Origin of the sequence: Bacillus sp. FSL W8-0645 (assembly GCF_038007905.1) — a bacterium.
Taxonomy (GTDB): Bacteria; Bacillota; Bacilli; order Bacillales; family Bacillaceae; genus Bacillus; species Bacillus pumilus.
This window is the reverse complement of sequence record NZ_JBBOYC010000001.1, coordinates 1,984,769-2,003,647: the sequence shown is the minus strand read 5'-3', so window position 1 is coordinate 2,003,647 and position 18,879 is coordinate 1,984,769. Positions and strand designations below refer to the sequence as shown.

The following is an 18,879-nucleotide window of genomic DNA, read 5'->3' as shown; positions in this document are numbered from 1 at the left end:
TAAAAAAAGCCCCAGCATGAAAGCTGAGGCCTTGCCATTTTTTAAAGAAAATCAGATACTTCTTCGATGTCGAAACGATTGCTTTTATGAGCTTCTTTCGCTGCTTTACCAACTGAAATCAGCATGACTGGCTCATAACGGCCGCTTACATTGAATTCTTTGATGAAGGCTTCTTTACTGAAACCACCCATTGCACATGTATCATAGCCCATAGCTTTTGCAGCAATCATTAATTGCATAGCAGCTAATGAAGCATTTGAATACGCAGCTTCACGTGCATACTGCTCGCTTTGGTATGCGCCATTGATTTGAGTCATCAATGTTTCTTTGATGTCCTCAGTAATGAACCCTTGTTCTGCCAGCTCACCATAGATTTTTTCTCCATTTTGATTCGCTTCAAGATCACCTAGTACAGCAATAACAGCTGATGCTTGTGAGATTTGCTTTTGGTTATAAGCGATTGGAAGTAACTTCGCTTTGGATTCAGCACTGTGGAAAACAGTAAAATGCCAATGCTGAAGGTTCCACGCAGATGGTGCTTTTGTTGTGATATCAAGTAGCTCTGTTAGCTCTTCTTTTGTCATTTCATGAGTTGTATCATACTCTTTTACTGAAGCTCTTTGTTTTAAAATGTCAATCGTTTTTTGATCAGTCGCCATATGGATATTTCCTCCCGTTTTTGCAAATAGTATGGTACAATAACTAAAAAAGTGAGAAACTTACTTATTGTAACTAGAGATATTTTAAATTGTATACCGTTAGTTTGTCAAACAATCATGAAAAGAAAGGCTGAAATTTATGGAATTTCAATTATGTCCACACATTCAGCAAGCTTTTTTACTGCTAGGCAAAAGGTGGAATGGTCTCATAATTCATGTATTGCTTGATGGTCCAAAGCGATTCAAAGACATGACGGACATTATCCCATCTATCAGTCAAAAAATGCTCGCAGAGCGTTTAAAGGAACTTGAGCAAGAAGGGATTATAAAGCGAACTGTATTGCCTGAAACGCCTGTTAAGGTCATTTATTGTTTAACTGAAAAAGGAAATGCGCTAAATGATGTGTTTCATGAGGTATCTAGGTGGGCAGGGGAATATACAGAATCTCATGAAAAAAAGGAACAAGCCTAGTTTCAGGTTTGCCCAAACGTTTTGACTCCTGATGAATATGCTGATCTTAGGCACATGACAAAGGAGGAGAAATGCATGTACCCTCATACTCCGTATTTCCGAGGCGGCGCCCCTGGCATTCCGCCATATGAATCCAGAGTCCCTTTGTTTTTTGGTTTTGGCGCTCCTTTAGTCGGCGGACTGCTTGGCGGATTTTTAGGAAGTGCGATTTTTAATTATCCCCGTCCCTATTACCCACCACCACCACCGCCTGTTCCACCACCTTATGGCGGAGGATATCCACCATACTATTAAGAAAAAGAGTAAGCCTGCTTCTATATCAAAGCAGGCTTTTTATAATGGAATATCGATTTCAGAAATCCCCGGATCATCATGCTTTAAAAACATAATCTCCAAAATACCGTCCTGATACGAAGCCTTCGTTCCTTTTCTTTTGACAGCTGCAGGGAGGACGACTTTCTTCTGCGTGCCTTCCTCAGGAAAATGATCAATAAACAGCAGGTTGGCTGTATGTTTGATTTTTACTTTTTCTGTGCTCGGCCGAGCAAGCTCAATCTTAACGAACACGTGATCAGTGGTTTCGAACACTTCCACTTCGGGTTCTTTTTCTTTTTTAACGTCTGTTTCTCTCGTTTTTTGATGTTGAGAGAGTGGGTCCTGAAAAGGGAACTGAGCAGGATAATTGGATCCGAATACACTTTCCATCACTTGATTGACGTACTGCTCGACGTCTTTAGGGTCTGAATTCTTTAAGGCTTCTTTTGAAAATTGCTTTTGAAAAGGGAATAATCGGTTCCAGTCAAACATGCAAATCATCCTTTCTAAATGCCCTGAATTAGTATATGCCCATTCGCTTGAGTGCGTGCTATAATATACGATAGGTTTAGAAAGGAATGGTTAGATTGAACGAACAACAGCAATCAAAAGGTGTTCTCTACACGGCAGCATCTTTTACATTGTGGGGATTATTCCCGTTATATTGGAAACTGATGGAACATATTTCGTCAGGCGAAATTTTAGCGCACAGAATTTTATGGTCATTTGTTTTTATGTGCGGTATTCTTCTGTATTTAAAACAAGTCCGGCCGGCAATGCAGACAGTGAAGGGTCTCATGCTCGATGGTAAAGCACTTTTTTCATTACTATTATCTGCTATTTTAATATCGGTTAACTGGTATGTGTACATTTGGGCAGTCAACCATCATCTTATGCTAGAAGCTAGTTTAGGGTATTATATTAATCCGCTTGTCTCTGTTTTACTAGGGATCATTTTCTTGAAAGAACGGCTCAATAAATTACAAACCGTTGCAATTCTAATTGCCGCCGCTGGGGTGATTCTTTCTACGATTCAGTACGGTTCATTTCCTGTCGTTGCAATATTACTTGCCTTTAGCTTCGGTTTTTATGGATTGATTAAAAAAAGAATGAGCTTCACGAGTGCCATTGGTTTGACAATTGAAACGCTGCTTCTAGCCCCGGCAGCTCTTGTGTACTTATTGTTCTTCTTAAAAGAACCTGTGGTGACAATGAATCCTAACAGCTTCGGATCGCTTGGTCTCTTATTCTTTGCAGGGGTCTTTACTGCGGTGCCGCTTCTTTTATTCTCTGAAGGGGCAAAAAGAATTCCTCTTTATCAAGTGGGCATTTTGCAATACATTGCACCAACGATTACGCTGTTTTTGGGATTGTTTGTGTATCACGAGCATTTATCTTCAGCTAAAATCGTGACGTTTCTTTGTATCTGGGTGGCGATTTTATTGTTTACGACCTCTCAATTACGCATGAAAAAAACAGCGAATTCTCATTAAGTCCTACGAGCAGTTTGCTTTTTTTTGAAGGCGGATCATGTCATAATAAGTTGTTACCAAAACTGTAGAGGTGATTACATGTCATCAGCCGAGCTTACAGCTGCTTATCAATCTTTATGGAAAAATCGTCAGCTTGATGTCGATGATATGTCTTCTTTACACGAGGCAATATGTGATGATTTAAGCGATGCGCGCACTCATCCGAGGGCGAGAAAATCATTCCATCAAAAATATGTACTCGCTGTAGAGAGAATATTAGAAAGTGGGCTTCGGCATGATCATCAGCTGCAGCTGATCAGCTTACATACAAAAAAGCTGCGCGAATTAATTCAAAATGAAGGAAGGAACCACTCATGAAACCAATTCAAACGGAAGATGTCACAGCACATCTTGAATCGTTTTTAAATCGTCCAGTCTTCGTTCATCTTGAAACGACCACTGGTTCTTATTCAGCTCATGTAAATGAACAAAATATGACGGTCGTTGCCTATATCCGCAATGCGAAAGTCGTCTATTCACAGGCGAAAATAAAAGGACAAGGTCCGTACCGTGTTGGAATGAAAACAGAAGATGGCTGGATTTATGCAGAAGGATTAACCGATTATGAGTTTGATGACCATGGCCGCCTGCTGTTAGCAGGGCACTTGCCAGACGGGAAACTAGCGATCTCATTACAAATTAGTGAAACACCATTTCAGGTGTAGAAGAAAGGGTGACGAGTCATGAATGAACATGTACTAGTGATGCTGCCTCACCCAGATGATGAATCGTTTGGGGTTGCAGGTCTCATTGCACAAAGCAGAAAACGCGGCATCCCAGTCACGTATGCATGCGGGACACTTGGGGAAATGGGCAGAAATATGGGAAGCCCAACATATGCCAATCGCGAAACACTTCCTGAGTTAAGAAAACAGGAATTAATCAATGCCTGCAAAGAAATGGATATCACAGACTTACGTATGCTTGGACTTCGTGATAAAACATTGGAATTTGAAGACGACGAGTATTTAGCTGATGTGATGGAAACCATCATTGATGAAGTCAAACCTACACTGATTGTGACGTTTTATCCTGGACACGGTGTACACCCTGATCATGATGCGACAGGGGAAGCAGTTATTCGCGCTCTTTACCGTAAGAAAAAAGAAGACCGTCCTGTCACATACTGCATGGCCATTACGAAAAATAGAGAAGAAGTGCTGGGTAATGCAGACATTACGATCGACATTACAGATGTAGCAGATATCAAATTAAATGCACTGAGAGCACATAGAACGCAAACAGAAGGCATGCTGAGAGAGCTTGAACAGAAGCTGAAAAACAAAGAACCTGTTGTTCAAAAATGGTTCGATGAAGAAATTTTCTGGACGTACCAATGGAATGACTAAATAAAAAAGCAGCTGACATTGATCAGCTGCTTTTTTTGTGTCGTATTTAGTGATTGGGCGCTTGCTGAAGCAATCGTTTTTCCATCAATCTGAGACGGATAAAGAGGACAATGGCACCTGCGGCAAGTCCGGCAATGAGACCAATCCAATAGCCAAATGCTCCAAATGAAGTATAGGTGCCAATCAGATAGCCGGAAGGAAGACCGATCACCCAGTATGAAACAAATGCGGCAATGAGCGTATAGTTCACATCTTTATAGCCTCGCAGTGCCCCTTGAATGGGTGCAGCAATAGCATCTGACAGCTGGAAAAAGATCGCATAAATCAAAAAGTGCTGTGTCATTTGTAAAACAGCCGATTCAGCTGTGTATAAACCAGCAATCTCTGGTCTAAATAATAAAATGAGTGCTGCCGTACACAAGGAGAATAATACCGCCGTTCCAATTCCGATATAGCTATAGCTTTGCGCGTCTTTATAACGCTTGGCACCGGCTTCAAACCCAACGACAATCGTTAAAGCCATCGAGATACTGAGCGGTAAAATATATAAGATAGAAGCAAAGTTCATTGCAGCCTGGTGACTTGCAATCGTCACAGTATCAAAGTGACCCATTAATAGTGTGACTGCTGCAAAGATACTCGTTTCAAAAAAGATCGCAAACCCTATAGGAAGACCGATTTTCAGTATTTGTCCCATACGGGAGATATTGATTCGAGGCAGTTTTTGAAACAAACAAAATGAGGCAAATGGTTCTGCTTTCATGACAATACAAATACTCATGATGAAAATCGCCCAATATGTCATCGCAGAAGCAAGACCAGCTCCCGCGCCGCCAAGCTTTGGGAAGCCGAAATTCCCAAAAATAAATACATAGTTTAAAACAAAGTTAATAGGAAGTGCTGTTAACGTGATGAACATCGTTACACGTGTTTTCCCCAATGCATCAATAAATGACCTGAGCACCGAATAACCAAACAGCGGGATGATACCAAAAGCAAGAAAACTTAAGAAATGCCGCGCAATATCTTCTACGGATTGCTCAAGTCCAAGTCCCCCTAATACGTAAGGGATGCTAATTGTTCCAATAGCAATCACACAGATACTTAAAAGAAAGGATAAATAAAGCGCCTGAAAGACAGCCTTGGGAACATCCTTTTTATGCCCTGCGCCCATCAGCTGAGCGACAATTGGCGTAACGGCCATTAATATACCAGCAAGCCCTGTATAAACGGGTGTCCAAATACTTGAACCGATCGCAACACCCGCAAGGTCTTCTGCACTCACTTTTCCAGACATCACAGTGTCTAAAAACGTAATAAGCGAAAGACCCGCTTGAGTGATTAAAATCGGAATTAAAATGGTTAAAAATAGTGTCACCTTGGCTCGAATGCTATTTGTTTCTCTCATCATAAGTTCCTCTCTGAACAGAAATAACGAGAGGATTATATCATGCTATGTAAAAAAATCAATTCTCTGTCGGATTATTTTTCTTAGTTGGCTTCGTTTTTTTAAACATTTGGGCATAAATAAAGGAAAGACTGACAACACCTAAAATGCTGCAAGCATATTGAATCACTTTCTGAATGGTCATATTAAGTCACCTCCATAACAATAGAATGCGCATAACTTGTTATTTTATGACAACGAAAAGGAGGAGGGAAAAGGTCCAATGATCAATCGTACGAATGAAGAAGTCCAATTTAAAGTGGGCATGAGAACACACTTGATGAAAATCATGAAGGAGGCAAGTGACATTATCGATTCCCTTGATGAGATTGAGCAATGTCTACTTTGTGATCTCGAATCATTACATGATGAGTTTAATGAAATGCATGCAGAGGCTTCCTCGTTTTATTTGCAATCGTATATGGAAGAATTCACACCTGGATTTGCGCAATTTTCGTTAGCCATTGAGAATTTATCAAAACAAAAGCACGGGGCACTGATTGTGATTCAAAGGCGGGATGAGGTCGAGGATTTTATTCAAAAAGGGACAAATCTTCATGCGAAAATTAGTGCTTCATTAATAGAAAGTATTTTCTACCCAGGAAATCCACTTCATGATGGTGCTCTTTTAGTCAAAGAAAATACACTTGTATCTGCGGCAAATGTGCTGCCGCTTACTTCAAAAAAAGTCAGTCCTTCTCTCGGGACAAGACACAGGGCTGCGATCGGACTCTCTGGTATGACCGATGCACTTGTTCTCGTCGTTTCAGAGGAAACGGGAAAAATGTCATTTGCGAAAGAAGGAATCCTTTATCCGCTCACTGTAAAAGAACCTGAAATAAGGAAATAAAAATGAATCGCTGCATTCTTCATTCGGAAGAATGCTTTGTTCATTCAAGGAGAAAAAACAGGCAATTGAGTAAAAAGTCATTTGATACAGAAAAATTTGTCATGTAGAATAGAACTATGAAACTAGCAGTGTGCTTGTTTTGACAAATTTCTAAACGTCAACTTAAAAATTCCTTAAAAAATGTTTATAAATAAAGCAAACTGCCGATAGAAACGATATGGCTTTGTTTTAGCATTTTGAGTTGACTGCTTTAGCCTATTTGTTATTGCCCAACGTCTACATGTCTAGTAATATAATAGAAATAAAGATAAAATAGTGCAAGAGAAGCAGAATCATTAAATGCCAAACTTAAAACTAGTACATAAGTCTTATTGAATGAAATCATGAAAGGCGGAGATTCATCTATGAAGAAAAAAGTAGTAACCGGCCTCACAGTTTCAGCGATCGCTGGCTCAGCTGTGTTTGCTGCACCGGCAGAAGCACAGACGATCAAGGTGAAAAGCGGTGACTCACTTTGGAAGATTGCCGAACAGTACAATACAAGTATTTCGGAGCTTCAATCTCTTAATCAACTAAAAACGACGATGATTTTTGCAGGACAAAGCTTGAAAATTCCTGGCGCAAAAAGCAAAAAATCTAGCTCGTCAACTGGATCAAAAGCAACGAAATCAAATGTTTCAACGACATCAAGCTACACTGTAAAGCTTGGAGATTCTTTATGGCTCATTGCAAAAAATCATAAAATGTCAGTCGCAAGTTTGAAAAGTCTAAACAGCTTAAACAGTGACTTAATTCGTCCTGGACAAAAGCTAAAGGTATCTGGAAGCACGAAGACAAGCGGGGGCCAGTCATCAAACTCCTCTTCAAATTCCAGCACAAACAATAAGACAACGAACTCAAATAGTTCATCATCAAGTACATACAAGGTCAAATTAGGGGATTCTCTCTGGAAAATTGCGAATTCGCTCAATATGTCGATTGGTGAAATCAAAACATTGAATGGGATAAAATCTGATATGATTTATCCAAATCAAGTATTGAAAGTAAAAGGGACGGCTGCATCAAAACCAAGTCAGCCGAAAGCACCTGCTAAACCAAGCAACCCGCCTTCAAACGGGAAAGCGACATCTTATACTGTAAAATCAGGCGATTCTTTATGGAAAATTGCGAATCAATTTAAAGTGCAGGTTCAATCCATCCGTACAGCTAACAGCTTAAAAAGTGATGTGCTTAGAATTGGACAAGTTCTCAAAATTAATAGTGCAGCTTCAGGGTCGAATGGTTCTACGTCTAACGGTTCGACAACGCCGGTCAACAATAACAAAAATGATGTGCCGATGAATGCAAAAATCACGACGATGATCCAAGAAGGGAAAAAGCTGACAGGCATTCCTTACAGATGGGGCGGCAATACACCATCTGGATTTGACTGCAGCGGCTTTGTTTATTACCTCATTAATAAAGTTTCGTCTGTATCCAGATTAAGCACAGCAGGCTACTGGAGTATGATGAAACCTGTGAGCACACCTCAAGTTGGCGATTTTGTTTATTTCACAACGTACAAAGCGGGTCCATCTCATATGGGGCTATACCTTGGCGGAGGAGATTTCCTTCATGCAAGTGACAGCGGTGTGGGGATCTCGAACTTAAGCAACTCATATTGGAAAAAAGCCTACTTAGGTGCAAAACGTTTCTTCTAAAAAAGCCGATTTTCGGCTTTTTTTGTTTGCCTATTGATCAGGTTGTCCATACTGATATCAAAAGGGGGCAGTCATATGAAAAAGTCAATGTGGTTGATCATGATGTGTCTGGTCTTTGTCGCAACAGCATGTCATGCACCGCCGAAAAAAGAAACGACAGAAGAAACCATTGAAGTTGCAGCGCCTAAACAAGCACCAGTTACCACGTCACTCATCAATGAAAACGGCCAAAAAATAGGAAGTATCGAAGTAAGAGACTCCTCAGAAAACGGGCTGGATTTACATGTGAAAGCGAAAAATCTGCCGCCAGGTCCTCATGGCTTCCATATTCACGAAACAGGAAGATGTGAAGCGCCAGATTTTGAAACGGCAGGGGCTCACTTTAATCCAACACACCGGGAGCATGGCTTTGATAACCCAAAAGGCCACCATGCTGGAGATATGCCTAATTTAGAAGTTGGGGCAGATGGACAAATTGATGTTGTCGTGAATGTACCAGATGTGACGTTAAAGGGAGGGCCAAACCAATTAATCGATCAAAATGGGCGAAGCTTTATCATTCATGCAGAAGCAGATGATTACTTAAGCAACCCTTCTGGAAACTCAGGGAAACGCATCGCATGCGGAGCGATCACAAAAGAAATGGTAAAATAACAGATGTCTAGCCTTTATGTATTGAGTGCATAAAGGTTTTTTTAGTATACTTGGTGAGGAAAATGATCGAAGAGAGGAATTAATCATACATGTTTAACGAACAATCGCTCCCAGAAGAAATTCAAGCAATGATTGAAGCAAAAGCAAAAGGACTAGAAGAAGAATTCCGTCCGCTTATTGGAACAGGCGGCTATGAATCACAGGACACGTCTATCATACAAGATGCGATGATTGCACTAGCACTCGGCAAAAACGTTCTTTTAAAAGGGCCGACCGGTTCAGGTAAAACAAAACTAGCAGAAACTTTATCTGCTTTCTTTCAGCAGCCGATGCACAGTGTGAACTGCTCGGTTGATCTTGATGCAGAAAGCTTGATTGGCTATAAAACCATTCACAATGATGGTCAAGTTGCTTCTATTGAATTTATTGAAGGACCCGTAACGAAAGCAATGAAAAAAGGCCATCTTTTATATATTGATGAAATCAACATGGCAAAGCCAGAAACTCTGCCTATTTTAAACGGTGTACTCGACTACAGAAAAATGATGACAAATCCATTTACAGGAGAGGTCGTTCGAGCAGATGAAGGCTTTGGCGTGATAGCGGCAATCAACGAAGGCTATGTCGGCACAGTGCCTCTAAATGAAGCGTTAAAAAACCGTTTTGTTGTCATTGACGTTCCATATATCGGCGGCGGCATCTTAAAGGATGTACTGCAATCTCAATCTGTATTAAAGGATGAACGTTTAATCGATCAATTCGTGCAGCTCTCATCAGACCTCATTACACAGGCGCACAACGGGCAGGTAAGTGAAGAAGCAGCATCCATTCGCGCACTCCTAGACACATGTGATCTTGCGCAATACATCCCGCCACTCCGTGCAGTTGAACGAGGGATTGTTGAAAAACTAGAAGATGACCGGGAAAAAGCAGCGGTAAGAAATATTGCCCAAACATTATTCGAGTGAGGTTCTGAGTTTTGAAATTCATCAAATTTAATGACAGCAGAATCGATTCATTTTTATTTATGGAATTAACGGATTTAGCCAAAACGTTAGCAAAAAGTGATGATGTCGAGCTTGAATACGGGGTGCAGTCCTACTATGATCCTTTTGAAAAGAAAATTTTCATCAGTCATTTTTGGGATGACCGTAAACAAGAAGACATGACAGCCGGACTGAAAAGTGATGTATTCCTCCGTGCAGTAGGAACCGTTTATAGTGATCTGACTGTCTTTCAGGAAATCATTCGCTATGCTCATACAATGTCCATTCCTGGCCTGTGTAAACAATTGTTTATGCTCTTTGAAGATATCCGGATTGAAGAGCAGATTAAACGAGACCGCCCAGGAACAAAAAAGGTATTTAAACGAAGAAGAGAACTGTACCGGCGTCATTTTAAGACGCAATTAACGATTAACCAAGAGCGGAGCATTTTAACGGATGCACTCTATTGTGCAATGTATGTGAAGCTGACAGCGGATTCACCGCTAGAAGAAATTCCGCCTCTTCACGAGCGGATCAACCCAATGATTCCATTTATTGAATCAAGTCTTGAGCGTGTATATGAAGCGCGTTCAACCGGAGATATCGCGGTCATCGTCAAAGAATTAATGGAAGGCTTTGATGAGCTTCTTGATAAAGATATGCTGAATACGTACTTTTTCTTCCCAGAATTGGACTATGAAAAAGCGGCAAAAGAACCGCTGTTTCATGACTTAAAAAGAAAACCTAAATTAAGTGAAGACATCAAAGTCGACCGGGAAAAAGAGGGCGATGAAGACATCCACCAAGAGTATATGGAAGTGTGGCATCGAGAAACAGAAGCGCCGTCAAAAAGCTTCCTTCAATTTGATTTAGAGCACGGCGGGAAAAGTGATCTAGGGAAGGATGCAGCAAGAGAAGGCGATGACGGAGATCAAGCACTTGGCACTGTCCAAGGCTCTGCCAAGCAGACTCACCGAAAAGATTATTCAAAGCTTGAGGCGCTGGAAGAGGCTGAAGGCGAGGAAAGCGGAGCGGATGCTCATGAGAATGGAAAAGAGAACAAATATGCGTTTCCAGTCATGATGTCACCAGATCCTCCCGCGCCAGAACAAATCGATGTATACAAGCAGTACGCCAAGGAGATTGAGCCTTATCAGAAACGGTTAAAACAGATGATTCAAAAAACGCTCGAACATAAAAAAACATGGCCAAAAACAGATCTTCATGCAGGACGTCTGAGTAAAAAGCTCATTCGTTATTTTACAGAGTCGAATCCGCGTCTTTTCTATAAAAAACAGGCACCTTCTTCGGAGATTGATGCTGTTTTCACTTTATTAGTGGATTGTTCTGCCAGCATGTTTGACAAGATGGACGAGACGAAAAAAGGCATTGTTCTATTTCATGAAGCCTTAAAGTCCGTTCAAGTCCCACATCAAATTGTGGGGTTTTGGGAAGATACAAACGATGCATCAGAAACAAGTCAGCCGAACTATTTCAACACAGTCGTGTCGTTCAAAGATTCTTTATTTGATGCAGGTCCTTCCATTATGTCTCTTGAACCAGAAGAGGATAACCGGGATGGCTATGCAATTCGCCAAATGACAAAAATGATATTAAAACGAAGAGAAGAGCAAAAGTTTCTCATTGTTTTTTCCGACGGAGAGCCAGCTGCATTCAGCTACGAACAAAATGGGATCGTCGATACACATGAAGCAGTTCTTGAGGCGAGGAAAAAAGGCATTGAGGTAATCAATGTGTTTTTATCCAATTCACCGATCGAAGAAGCGCAGATGAAAACCATTCAAGATATGTATGGCAAGTTCAGCATTTTTGTACCAGATGTCGATACATTGCCAGATGTTTTATATCCATTACTGAAGAAATTACTGCATAAAAGCATTGGGGCATAAGGTTTTGCCCCTTTCTTCAAAATATTTTTCGGAATGATTTAAATTTTTTGTTTTTCTGTGAATTTTTTATCTTTAATTGAACAAAGAATGTAGAAAGTAATCCGAAACAGTGGTAGAATATTATTGGAAGCGTTTTATTACATAAATTTGGTCATTGTGTTCTGGAAGTTATATCGAGATAGTGTTCAATCACTTGATGATCAAAGTTGGGGGTAGTGTTCAAAATGTTTCAAAATGATGTGAAACAACCGTTGAGTTGGGAAGAATTTCATGGTCCGAACCTCGGCTATGTGCTCGAGCTCTACGATCAGTATGTCCAGGATCCTACTAGTGTTGATGAAGATCTAAGAGGCATATTTGATGAACTTGGTGCACCACCGAGTGAAATGAAGGAGGAAATTGGGAAAAAAGAAAATAGCGTAGTTACTTCTGAACAAATCCAAAAGATAGCATCAGTCGTTAAACTGGCAGAAGACATCAGAACGTATGGCCATTTAAATGCTTCCGTCAATCCTCTTCGCAAAGAAAAGGAATTACAAGAGCTGTTTCCTTTAAAGGAATACGGTTTAACAGAAGATGACGTCAAGAATATTCCAATCTCTATTATTAGTCCTGACGCACCAAAACACATTTCAAACGGCATAGAAGCCATTAACCATTTGAGAAATACGTATAAGCGTACCATTTCATTTGAGTTTGATCACGTACATGATTTCGAAGAACGGAACTGGCTCTCAAAATCAATCGAGTCTGGTGAACTATTTAAGAAAAAACCAGCCGATAAACTAGTTTCTGTATTCAAGAGATTAACAGAAGTTGAGCAGTTCGAACAGTTTCTTCATAAAACATTTGTTGGGCAAAAGCGCTTCTCGATAGAAGGTTTAGACGCACTTGTCCCAGTACTTGATGAAATTATTTCAGAGTCTGTTACACAAGGGACTTCAAATATTAACATTGGAATGGCACACAGAGGCCGTTTAAATGTATTAGCACATGTGTTAGGAAAACCATATGAGATTATTTTCTCAGAATTCCAGCATGCGCCAAATAAAGAGCTTGTTCCATCAGAAGGCTCTATTGGCATCAGCTACGGGTGGACAGGTGATGTAAAGTACCATCTTGGAGCAGATCGTCAAATTAAAGACGAAGATACAAAGAGTGCGAGAGTCACGCTTGCTAATAACCCAAGTCACCTGGAATTCATTGATCCAATCATTGAAGGAAGCACACGTGCTGCTCAGGAATTACGTACTCAAAAGGGCTATCCAGTACAAGACGTTGAAAAGGCATTATCCATCTTAATTCATGGTGATGCGGCATTTCCTGGAGAAGGAATTGTGGCAGAAACATTAAATTTAAGTCAACTTGTAGGCTATCAAGTTGGTGGAACCATCCATATCATTGCAAACAATATGATCGGGTTCACAACGGAAAGCAATGAATCTCGTTCGACGAAATATGCAAGTGACCTTGCAAAAGGGTTTGAGATTCCAATTGTTCACGTCAATGCAGATGATCCGGAAGCATGTTTAGCGGCTGTTCAATTAGCTGTAGAATACCGCAAACGCTTTAAGAAGGATTTCTTAATTGACTTGATTGGTTACCGCAGATACGGTCATAACGAAATGGATGAGCCTTCTACAACTCAGCCAATGCTATATGATGCAGTCAGAAAGCATAAAACGGTCAAGAATATCTTTGCAGATAAACTTGTCACAGAAGGTCTTCTGACAAAAGAACAACGAGAAGAAATCGAGCAGGCTGTAGCGACAAGAATAGAAGAAGCCTATCAAAAGGTGCCTTCAAAGAAAGAGCATACGATTCAAGAAATTGAACTGCCAGAACCAGTATCAAATGGCTTCCCAGCAGTGGATACATCCGTAGAGTTTGATGTATTACGAAAGCTGAATGAAGAATTGATCAGCTGGCCGGACGATTTCCAAGTATTTGGTAAGCTTAAACGGATCCTTGAAAAACGTGCAAAAGTGTTTACAGATGACCGTAAAGTAGAATGGTCACTTGGGGAAGCACTTGCATTTGCATCTATATTAAAAGACGGTACGCCAATTCGAATGACCGGACAGGATTCAGAGCGCGGTACTTTTGCTCAAAGAAACCTTGTTCTTCACGACAGTCAAACTGGAGATGAATTTATTGCTCTTCATGAGCTGAGTGATGCAAACGCATCATTTACTGTTCATAATAGTCCACTGTCAGAGGGCTCAGTCATCGGGTTTGAATATGGTTATAATGTCTATTCTCCTGAAACGTTAGTCATTTGGGAGGCTCAATTTGGAGACTTCGCAAATGCGGCTCAAGTGTATTTCGATCAATTTATTTCAGCTGGACGCGCAAAATGGGGACAAAAATCAGGTCTAGTGATGCTCTTGCCTCATGGATATGAAGGACAAGGTCCTGAGCATTCAAGTGGAAGAACAGAGCGATTCCTGCAATCAGCTGCTGAGAATAACTGGACAGTGGCGAACTTGACTAGTGCAGCGCAATACTTCCACATTCTTAGAAGACAGGCGAAAATGCTGCTTCGTGAAGAGATTCGTCCGCTTGTCATCATGACACCGAAGAGTTTGCTTCGTAACCCGAACACATTGTCTGAAGTCCAGGAATTAACGGATGGACAGTTCCAACCAGTTCTTGAACAACCAGGCCTTGTGCATGATCACGAAAAAGTAACTCGACTCGTGCTATCTAGCGGGAAGGTATCAATCGATATTAGTGATCGTTTTACTCAAATGGAAGAGCAGAAAGATTGGCTTCACATTGCGAGAGTGGAACAACTATATCCATTCCCAGCCAAAGATATTAAAGCGATTTTATCAAAACTAACAAACTTAGAAGAAATCGTATGGGCGCAAGAAGAGCCACAAAATATGGGGGCTTGGGGATACATTGAGCCATATTTACGTGAAATTGCGCCTGAAAAAGTAAAAGTACGTTACATCGGCCGAAGAAGACGTTCAAGTACGGCTGAGGGTGATCCAACTGTGCATAAAAAAGAACAAGAACGAATTGTATCTGATAGCTTGACTCGCAAAAACTAAGGGGGAAATGAAAAATGGCGGAAATTAAAGTACCTGAATTAGCGGAATCGATCTCGGAAGGAACGATAGCTCAATGGCTAAAGCAGCCGGGCGATTATGTGGAGCAGGGAGAGTACCTGTTAGAACTTGAAACAGATAAAGTCAATGTCGAACTGACAGCAGAAGAATCTGGTGTACTCAAAGAAGTGCTGAAAGATTCTGGTGACACTGTACAAGTTGGAGAAGTGATCGGAACAATTGCAGCGGGTGAAGCTGGCGGAAGCGAGTCCGCAGCTCCAGCACCTGAGCAAGAGTCTGCACCAGCTCCGAAAGATGAACCGGCAGCTGCTCAAAAAGAAGAAGCAGTGAAAGAAGAGCCGAAATCTGGTAATGGCAGAACTATCGCTTCTCCTGCAGCTAGAAAACTAGCGAGAGAGAAGGGACTAGACTTATCTGAAATTCCAACCGTAGATCCGCTGGGCAGGGTACGAAAGCAGGATGTCGCTTCTTATCAAAAGAATGAAGCACCTGCAAGTGCACCAAAAGCCGCGCCAAAAGCAAATGCTGCGGTGCAAAATGAACAACCAGGAAAGCCAATTGAACGTGAGAGAATGTCGCGCCGCAGACAAACGATTGCAAAACGTTTAGTTGAGGTTCAGCAAACGGCTGCAATGCTGACGACATTTAATGAAGTAGATATGACGGCTGTGATGGACTTAAGAAAACGCCGTAAAGATGCCTTCCTTGAACAAAATGATGTAAAGCTTGGCTTCATGTCTTTCTTCACAAAAGCAGTTGTAGCAGCACTGAAGAAATATCCGCTGCTTAACGCAGAAATTCAAGGTGATGAGCTCGTCTTGAAGAAATTTTATGACATCGGCATCGCTGTTGCTGCTAACGAAGGACTTGTCGTACCGGTTGTCCGTGATGCAGACAGATTGTCGTTTGCAGGGATTGAAAAGGAAATTGGTCATCTTGCGAAAAAAGCACGAGATAATAAATTGTCTCTAAATGAGCTGCAAGGTGGATCATTCACGATCACAAACGGCGGAACATTTGGTTCACTGCTTTCGACACCAATTTTAAACAGCCCTCAAGTTGGAATTTTAGGGATGCACAAAATTCAGCTTCGACCTGTGGCAATTGATGAAGAACGTTTTGAGAACCGACCGATGATGTATTTAGCTCTTTCTTACGACCACCGGATTGTCGATGGTAAAGAAGCAGTTGGATTCCTTGTCACGATTAAAAACTTACTTGAAGATCCAGAGCAGCTATTGCTTGAAGGATAATCTTCAATTTGAAAAGCTAGCACCCATTAAGGTGCTAGCTTCAGGCTGTCGAGAAAATCTCGACAGCTTTATTTTTTCCCTTAAAGTTTCCATTCCCCCGTTTTATAATAGAGAAAAGCATACTAAAGGAAGGTGTTTTTCTCATGTTCCACACTAGAAATTCTTCTCAGCACGAAGCCGAATTTGTATTGCTAGATCAACTGGTCGAAGAGGATCACCTGCTTCGTAAAATTGATCAGTACATTATTATAGCGAGAATAAAGGTCGCCCTTCTCTTGATCCACTTATTTTGTTCAAAATGATGTTTATCGGTTACCTGTACGGTATCCGTTCTGAAAGACAACTTGAAAAAGAAATTTACTATAACATGGCGTATAGATGGTTTTTAGGTTTGAACATCAATGACCCCGTTCCCCACCACTCGACCATTAGCTGGAATCGTCGTACTCGATTCAAAGATACAACGATTTTTCAAGACATTTTTGATGAAATTGTGCTTCAAGCCATCAATCATGATATGGTAGGAGGCCGCGTTCTTTTTACTGATTCGACTCATCTTAAAGCCAATGCCAATAAACATAAATATACGAGAAAAACGATTGAACAAGATACCCAAAGCTATATAAATGAATTAGAAGAAGCGGTCCAAGAAGATCGGGTGGCACACGGAAAAAAGCCCTTAAAGGTAAAAGAGGAGGTGCAAACGAAAAAAGACATTCGCCAAAGTACGACTGATCCTGAAAGTGGCTATCTTTATCGTGAAAACAAGCCAGAAGGCTTTTTCTACCTAGACCACCGTACAACGGATATGAAGTACAATATCATCACGGATGCCCATGTCACGCCCGGCAATATCCATGACTCTGTTCCGTATCTTGATCGATTGGATCACCAAATCGCCCGATTTGGTTTTCAAGTAGAAGCGGTTGCCCTTGATTCTGGTTATTTGACAACGCCAATCTGTAAAGGTTTATCCGATCGCCGTATTTTTGGTGTCATCGCACATAGACGCTTTCATCCAACAAGAGGATTATTTGAGAAGTGGAAATTTCAGTATGACTCTGAACATGATCACTACATATGCCCAAATGGTGAGAAGCTATTATATACAACAACTGATCGAAAAGGTTATCGGTTCTACAAATCAGACCCTAAAAAATGCGTATCGTGTCCTTTCCTAGAGAGCTGTACAAGGTCGAAAAATCATCAAAAAGTGATCTCAAGACATGTATGGGAAGAACATAAAGAAAAGATCAGACAAAATCGTCTGTCTGCTTCTGGAAAAGAGCTATATCAAAAAAGAAAAGAAAAAATAGAGCGAAGCTTTGCAGATTCAAAACAACTGCATGGGCTTCGCTACTGCCGGTTGAGGGGAAAACAAAATGTGAGTGAGCAAGTGCTTCTCACAGCTGCCTGTCAAAACATGAAGAAGATTGCCACACACCTAGCGAAGCTAGGCTAGGTGTGTGGGAGGCCTTTTTCATTAAATCTCATCCATCATCATTACGATGAAAATAAAAAAGATTGTAGAAAAACATGAGTTTCTCTACAATCTGAAGCTAGCACCCATTAAGGTGCTAGCTTTTTTTCTTTTCATTTTCAGCATTTCCTCTCTTTGACCAATACGTCGCAAGCCAGGAACCAGATAAATTATGCCACACACTAAAAATGGCACTTGGTACGGCTGCAAGTGGCGAGAAGTGTGCTGTCGCTAGAGTTGCACCAAGTCCAGAGTTTTGCATGCCTACTTCAATCGAGACGGCTCTACGAGAAGGGATATCCATTTTGCACCACTTTGCAATAAGGTAACCAAATAAAAGACCAAGTCCATTATGTAAGATAACAACGGCCAATATCAGCAGCCCAGATTGAAGAATCTGCTCTTTATTTGCACTGACAACCGCTGCAATGATCACTACAATTCCGGCGACAGACACAAGCGGCAGTGCTTGAACTGCATAGGTCACTTGTTTTTTGAAAAACAATTTAACGATGATGCCTAAGATAATAGGAATTAACACAACTTGTACAATTGACAAAAATAGCGCTTCTGGCGATACAGGTAACCATGATCTTGCAAAGAGTAAAATAAAGACAGGTGTTAAAAATGGAGCAAGAAGGGTCGATATGGTGGTGACGGCTACAGATAATGCCGTATTTCCTTTCGCCAAAAAGGTCATCACATTGGATGCTGTACCGCCTGGGCAGCAGCCCACAAGAATAACGCCTACTGCAATTTCAGAAGGAAGCTGTAATCCGTAAGCTAATAGAAAGGCGATAAGCGGCATGAGTGTGTACTGCGCCAGAACCCCAATCAGCACATAGAGAGGTTTTCGAAACAGCTCTTTAAAATCTTCAGCAGACAGGGTAAGCCCCATCCCAAACATAATAATACCGAGTAAAAAAGGAATATAAGGTCCAATCTTAGAAAATTCGGCAGGAAAGGCAAATCCAAGACACGCAAATAAAATGACCCAAATCGCAAAGGTTCTTCCTGCAAAGTGACTAATGGTTAATAAAATCTTCATTCATTGCTTCAGCTCTCTTTCCTCACATATCTTTCTTATTTTAAATGAATTTTCTGAAAAAACAACCCGTTCTTTAGATTGGTGACAATAATAAAATTATGTATACTAAAAAAGCGCCACATAAGCATTTGCCTACATGGAATAAAG

General features: G+C 41.0%; 18 protein-coding genes and 1 pseudogene. 14 read left to right on the top strand and 5 right to left on the bottom strand.

The window, feature by feature from the left end; genetic code table 11:
• Positions 1 to 41 precede the first annotated feature (41 nt).
• Complete coding sequence (locus NST39_RS09985; protein ID WP_058014891.1) at positions 42 to 659, bottom strand: nitroreductase family protein; 618 nt, start codon at positions 657 to 659, stop codon at positions 42 to 44.
• Positions 660 to 798: 139 nt separating this feature from the next.
• Between NST39_RS09985 and NST39_RS09980 the strand changes: the two genes are divergently transcribed.
• Complete coding sequence (locus NST39_RS09980) at positions 799 to 1,131, top strand: winged helix-turn-helix transcriptional regulator (RefSeq protein ID WP_044141203.1); 333 nt, start codon at positions 799 to 801, stop codon at positions 1,129 to 1,131.
• A 75-nt stretch (positions 1,132 to 1,206) separates the two neighbouring features.
• A complete protein-coding gene (locus NST39_RS09975; RefSeq protein ID WP_003215921.1) occupies positions 1,207 to 1,425 on the top strand; it encodes a hypothetical protein in 219 nt (72 codons plus the stop codon).
• 39 nt (positions 1,426 to 1,464) lie between these two features.
• Here NST39_RS09975 and NST39_RS09970 read toward each other — a convergent pair whose 3' ends face one another.
• Entirely contained in the window at positions 1,465 to 1,938 is a 474-nt protein-coding gene (locus NST39_RS09970) for an Hsp20/alpha crystallin family protein (RefSeq protein WP_003216069.1), read from the bottom strand.
• A 95-nt stretch (positions 1,939 to 2,033) separates the two neighbouring features.
• On the opposite strand from NST39_RS09970, the gene rarD reads away from it, so the two are divergent.
• The 4 genes from rarD to bshB2 all read left to right on the top strand — a co-directional run bounded on the left by rarD (position 2,034) and on the right by bshB2 (position 4,327).
• Positions 2,034 to 2,939 carry an EamA family transporter RarD gene (gene rarD, locus NST39_RS09965; protein WP_080773006.1) on the top strand — a complete coding sequence of 302 codons (906 nt, stop codon included), beginning with the start codon at positions 2,034 to 2,036 and terminating at the stop codon, positions 2,937 to 2,939.
• Between the two features lie 78 nt (positions 2,940 to 3,017).
• The gene (locus NST39_RS09960) at positions 3,018 to 3,296 is read left to right on the top strand and encodes a hypothetical protein (RefSeq protein ID WP_341028159.1); all 279 of its coding nucleotides are present in this window, start codon (positions 3,018 to 3,020) and stop codon (positions 3,294 to 3,296) included.
• Positions 3,293 to 3,643, top strand: coding sequence for a YojF family protein (locus tag NST39_RS09955; protein ID WP_044141206.1), 351 nt, complete (start codon positions 3,293 to 3,295; stop codon positions 3,641 to 3,643). The genes NST39_RS09960 and NST39_RS09955 overlap by 4 nt, the downstream gene beginning before the upstream one ends.
• An 18-nt stretch (positions 3,644 to 3,661) precedes the next feature.
• On the top strand, positions 3,662 to 4,327 hold the full coding sequence (gene bshB2 / locus NST39_RS09950) for a bacillithiol biosynthesis deacetylase BshB2 (protein WP_012010261.1): 666 nt from the start codon (positions 3,662 to 3,664) through the stop codon (positions 4,325 to 4,327).
• 46 nt (positions 4,328 to 4,373) lie between these two features.
• Here bshB2 and NST39_RS09945 read toward each other — a convergent pair whose 3' ends face one another.
• Entirely contained in the window at positions 4,374 to 5,735 is a 1,362-nt protein-coding gene (locus NST39_RS09945; protein ID WP_341028155.1) for an MATE family efflux transporter, read from the bottom strand.
• A 58-nt stretch (positions 5,736 to 5,793) separates the two neighbouring features.
• On the bottom strand, positions 5,794 to 5,919 hold the full coding sequence (locus NST39_RS09940) for a hypothetical protein (RefSeq protein WP_258395179.1): 126 nt from the start codon (positions 5,917 to 5,919) through the stop codon (positions 5,794 to 5,796).
• 78 nt (positions 5,920 to 5,997) lie between these two features.
• Between NST39_RS09940 and cdaS the strand changes: the two genes are divergently transcribed.
• The 8 genes and pseudogenes from cdaS to NST39_RS09900 all read left to right on the top strand — a co-directional run bounded on the left by cdaS (position 5,998) and on the right by NST39_RS09900 (position 17,666).
• A complete protein-coding gene (gene cdaS, locus NST39_RS09935) occupies positions 5,998 to 6,624 on the top strand; it encodes a sporulation-specific diadenylate cyclase CdaS (RefSeq protein WP_341028153.1) in 627 nt (208 codons plus the stop codon).
• Between the two features lie 404 nt (positions 6,625 to 7,028).
• Positions 7,029 to 8,324 (top strand): C40 family peptidase, encoded by a 1,296-nt coding sequence (locus NST39_RS09930; protein WP_341028151.1) that lies wholly within the window; start codon positions 7,029 to 7,031, stop codon positions 8,322 to 8,324.
• Positions 8,325 to 8,399: 75 nt separating this feature from the next.
• Positions 8,400 to 8,978 (top strand): superoxide dismutase family protein, encoded by a 579-nt coding sequence (locus NST39_RS09925; protein WP_044141308.1) that lies wholly within the window; start codon positions 8,400 to 8,402, stop codon positions 8,976 to 8,978.
• Between the two features lie 89 nt (positions 8,979 to 9,067).
• Positions 9,068 to 9,946, top strand: a complete 879-nt coding sequence (locus tag NST39_RS09920; protein WP_003215912.1) for an ATP-binding protein — start codon at positions 9,068 to 9,070, stop codon at positions 9,944 to 9,946.
• An 11-nt stretch (positions 9,947 to 9,957) separates the two neighbouring features.
• A complete protein-coding gene (locus NST39_RS09915; RefSeq protein ID WP_341028144.1) occupies positions 9,958 to 11,874 on the top strand; it encodes a vWA domain-containing protein in 1,917 nt (638 codons plus the stop codon).
• A gap of 224 nt (positions 11,875 to 12,098) precedes the next feature.
• Complete coding sequence (sucA, locus tag NST39_RS09910) at positions 12,099 to 14,933, top strand: 2-oxoglutarate dehydrogenase E1 component (protein ID WP_341028141.1); 2,835 nt, start codon at positions 12,099 to 12,101, stop codon at positions 14,931 to 14,933.
• Between the two features lie 14 nt (positions 14,934 to 14,947).
• A complete protein-coding gene (gene odhB / locus NST39_RS09905; protein ID WP_111912805.1) occupies positions 14,948 to 16,204 on the top strand; it encodes a 2-oxoglutarate dehydrogenase complex dihydrolipoyllysine-residue succinyltransferase in 1,257 nt (418 codons plus the stop codon).
• Between the two features lie 143 nt (positions 16,205 to 16,347).
• Positions 16,348 to 17,666, top strand: a pseudogene (locus NST39_RS09900) (IS1182 family transposase).
• A gap of 115 nt (positions 17,667 to 17,781) precedes the next feature.
• Here the strand turns inward: NST39_RS09900 and NST39_RS09895 are convergent.
• A complete protein-coding gene (locus tag NST39_RS09895; RefSeq protein WP_341028139.1) occupies positions 17,782 to 18,732 on the bottom strand; it encodes a bile acid:sodium symporter family protein in 951 nt (316 codons plus the stop codon).
• Positions 18,733 to 18,879: the final 147 nt, after the last annotated feature.

Bases quoted from the DNA above. Each gene is read 5' to 3' on its own strand.
- NST39_RS09985 (WP_058014891.1), bottom strand. From the start codon at position 659: ATGGCGACTGATCAAAAAACGATTGACATTTTAAAACAAAGAGCTTCA.
- NST39_RS09980 (WP_044141203.1), top strand. From the start codon at position 799: ATGGAATTTCAATTATGTCCACACATTCAGCAAGCTTTTTTACTGCTA.
- NST39_RS09975 (WP_003215921.1), top strand. From the start codon at position 1,207: ATGTACCCTCATACTCCGTATTTCCGAGGCGGCGCCCCTGGCATTCCG.
- NST39_RS09970 (WP_003216069.1), bottom strand. From the start codon at position 1,938: ATGTTTGACTGGAACCGATTATTCCCTTTTCAAAAGCAATTTTCAAAA.
- NST39_RS09960 (WP_341028159.1), top strand. From the start codon at position 3,018: ATGTCATCAGCCGAGCTTACAGCTGCTTATCAATCTTTATGGAAAAAT.
- NST39_RS09955 (WP_044141206.1), top strand. From the start codon at position 3,293: ATGAAACCAATTCAAACGGAAGATGTCACAGCACATCTTGAATCGTTT.
- bshB2 (WP_012010261.1), top strand. From the start codon at position 3,662: ATGAATGAACATGTACTAGTGATGCTGCCTCACCCAGATGATGAATCG.
- NST39_RS09945 (WP_341028155.1), bottom strand. From the start codon at position 5,735: ATGAGAGAAACAAATAGCATTCGAGCCAAGGTGACACTATTTTTAACC.
- NST39_RS09940 (WP_258395179.1), bottom strand. From the start codon at position 5,919: ATGACCATTCAGAAAGTGATTCAATATGCTTGCAGCATTTTAGGTGTT.
- cdaS (WP_341028153.1), top strand. From the start codon at position 5,998: ATGATCAATCGTACGAATGAAGAAGTCCAATTTAAAGTGGGCATGAGA.
- NST39_RS09930 (WP_341028151.1), top strand. From the start codon at position 7,029: ATGAAGAAAAAAGTAGTAACCGGCCTCACAGTTTCAGCGATCGCTGGC.
- NST39_RS09925 (WP_044141308.1), top strand. From the start codon at position 8,400: ATGAAAAAGTCAATGTGGTTGATCATGATGTGTCTGGTCTTTGTCGCA.
- NST39_RS09920 (WP_003215912.1), top strand. From the start codon at position 9,068: ATGTTTAACGAACAATCGCTCCCAGAAGAAATTCAAGCAATGATTGAA.
- sucA (WP_341028141.1), top strand. From the start codon at position 12,099: ATGTTTCAAAATGATGTGAAACAACCGTTGAGTTGGGAAGAATTTCAT.
- odhB (WP_111912805.1), top strand. From the start codon at position 14,948: ATGGCGGAAATTAAAGTACCTGAATTAGCGGAATCGATCTCGGAAGGA.
- NST39_RS09895 (WP_341028139.1), bottom strand. From the start codon at position 18,732: ATGAAGATTTTATTAACCATTAGTCACTTTGCAGGAAGAACCTTTGCG.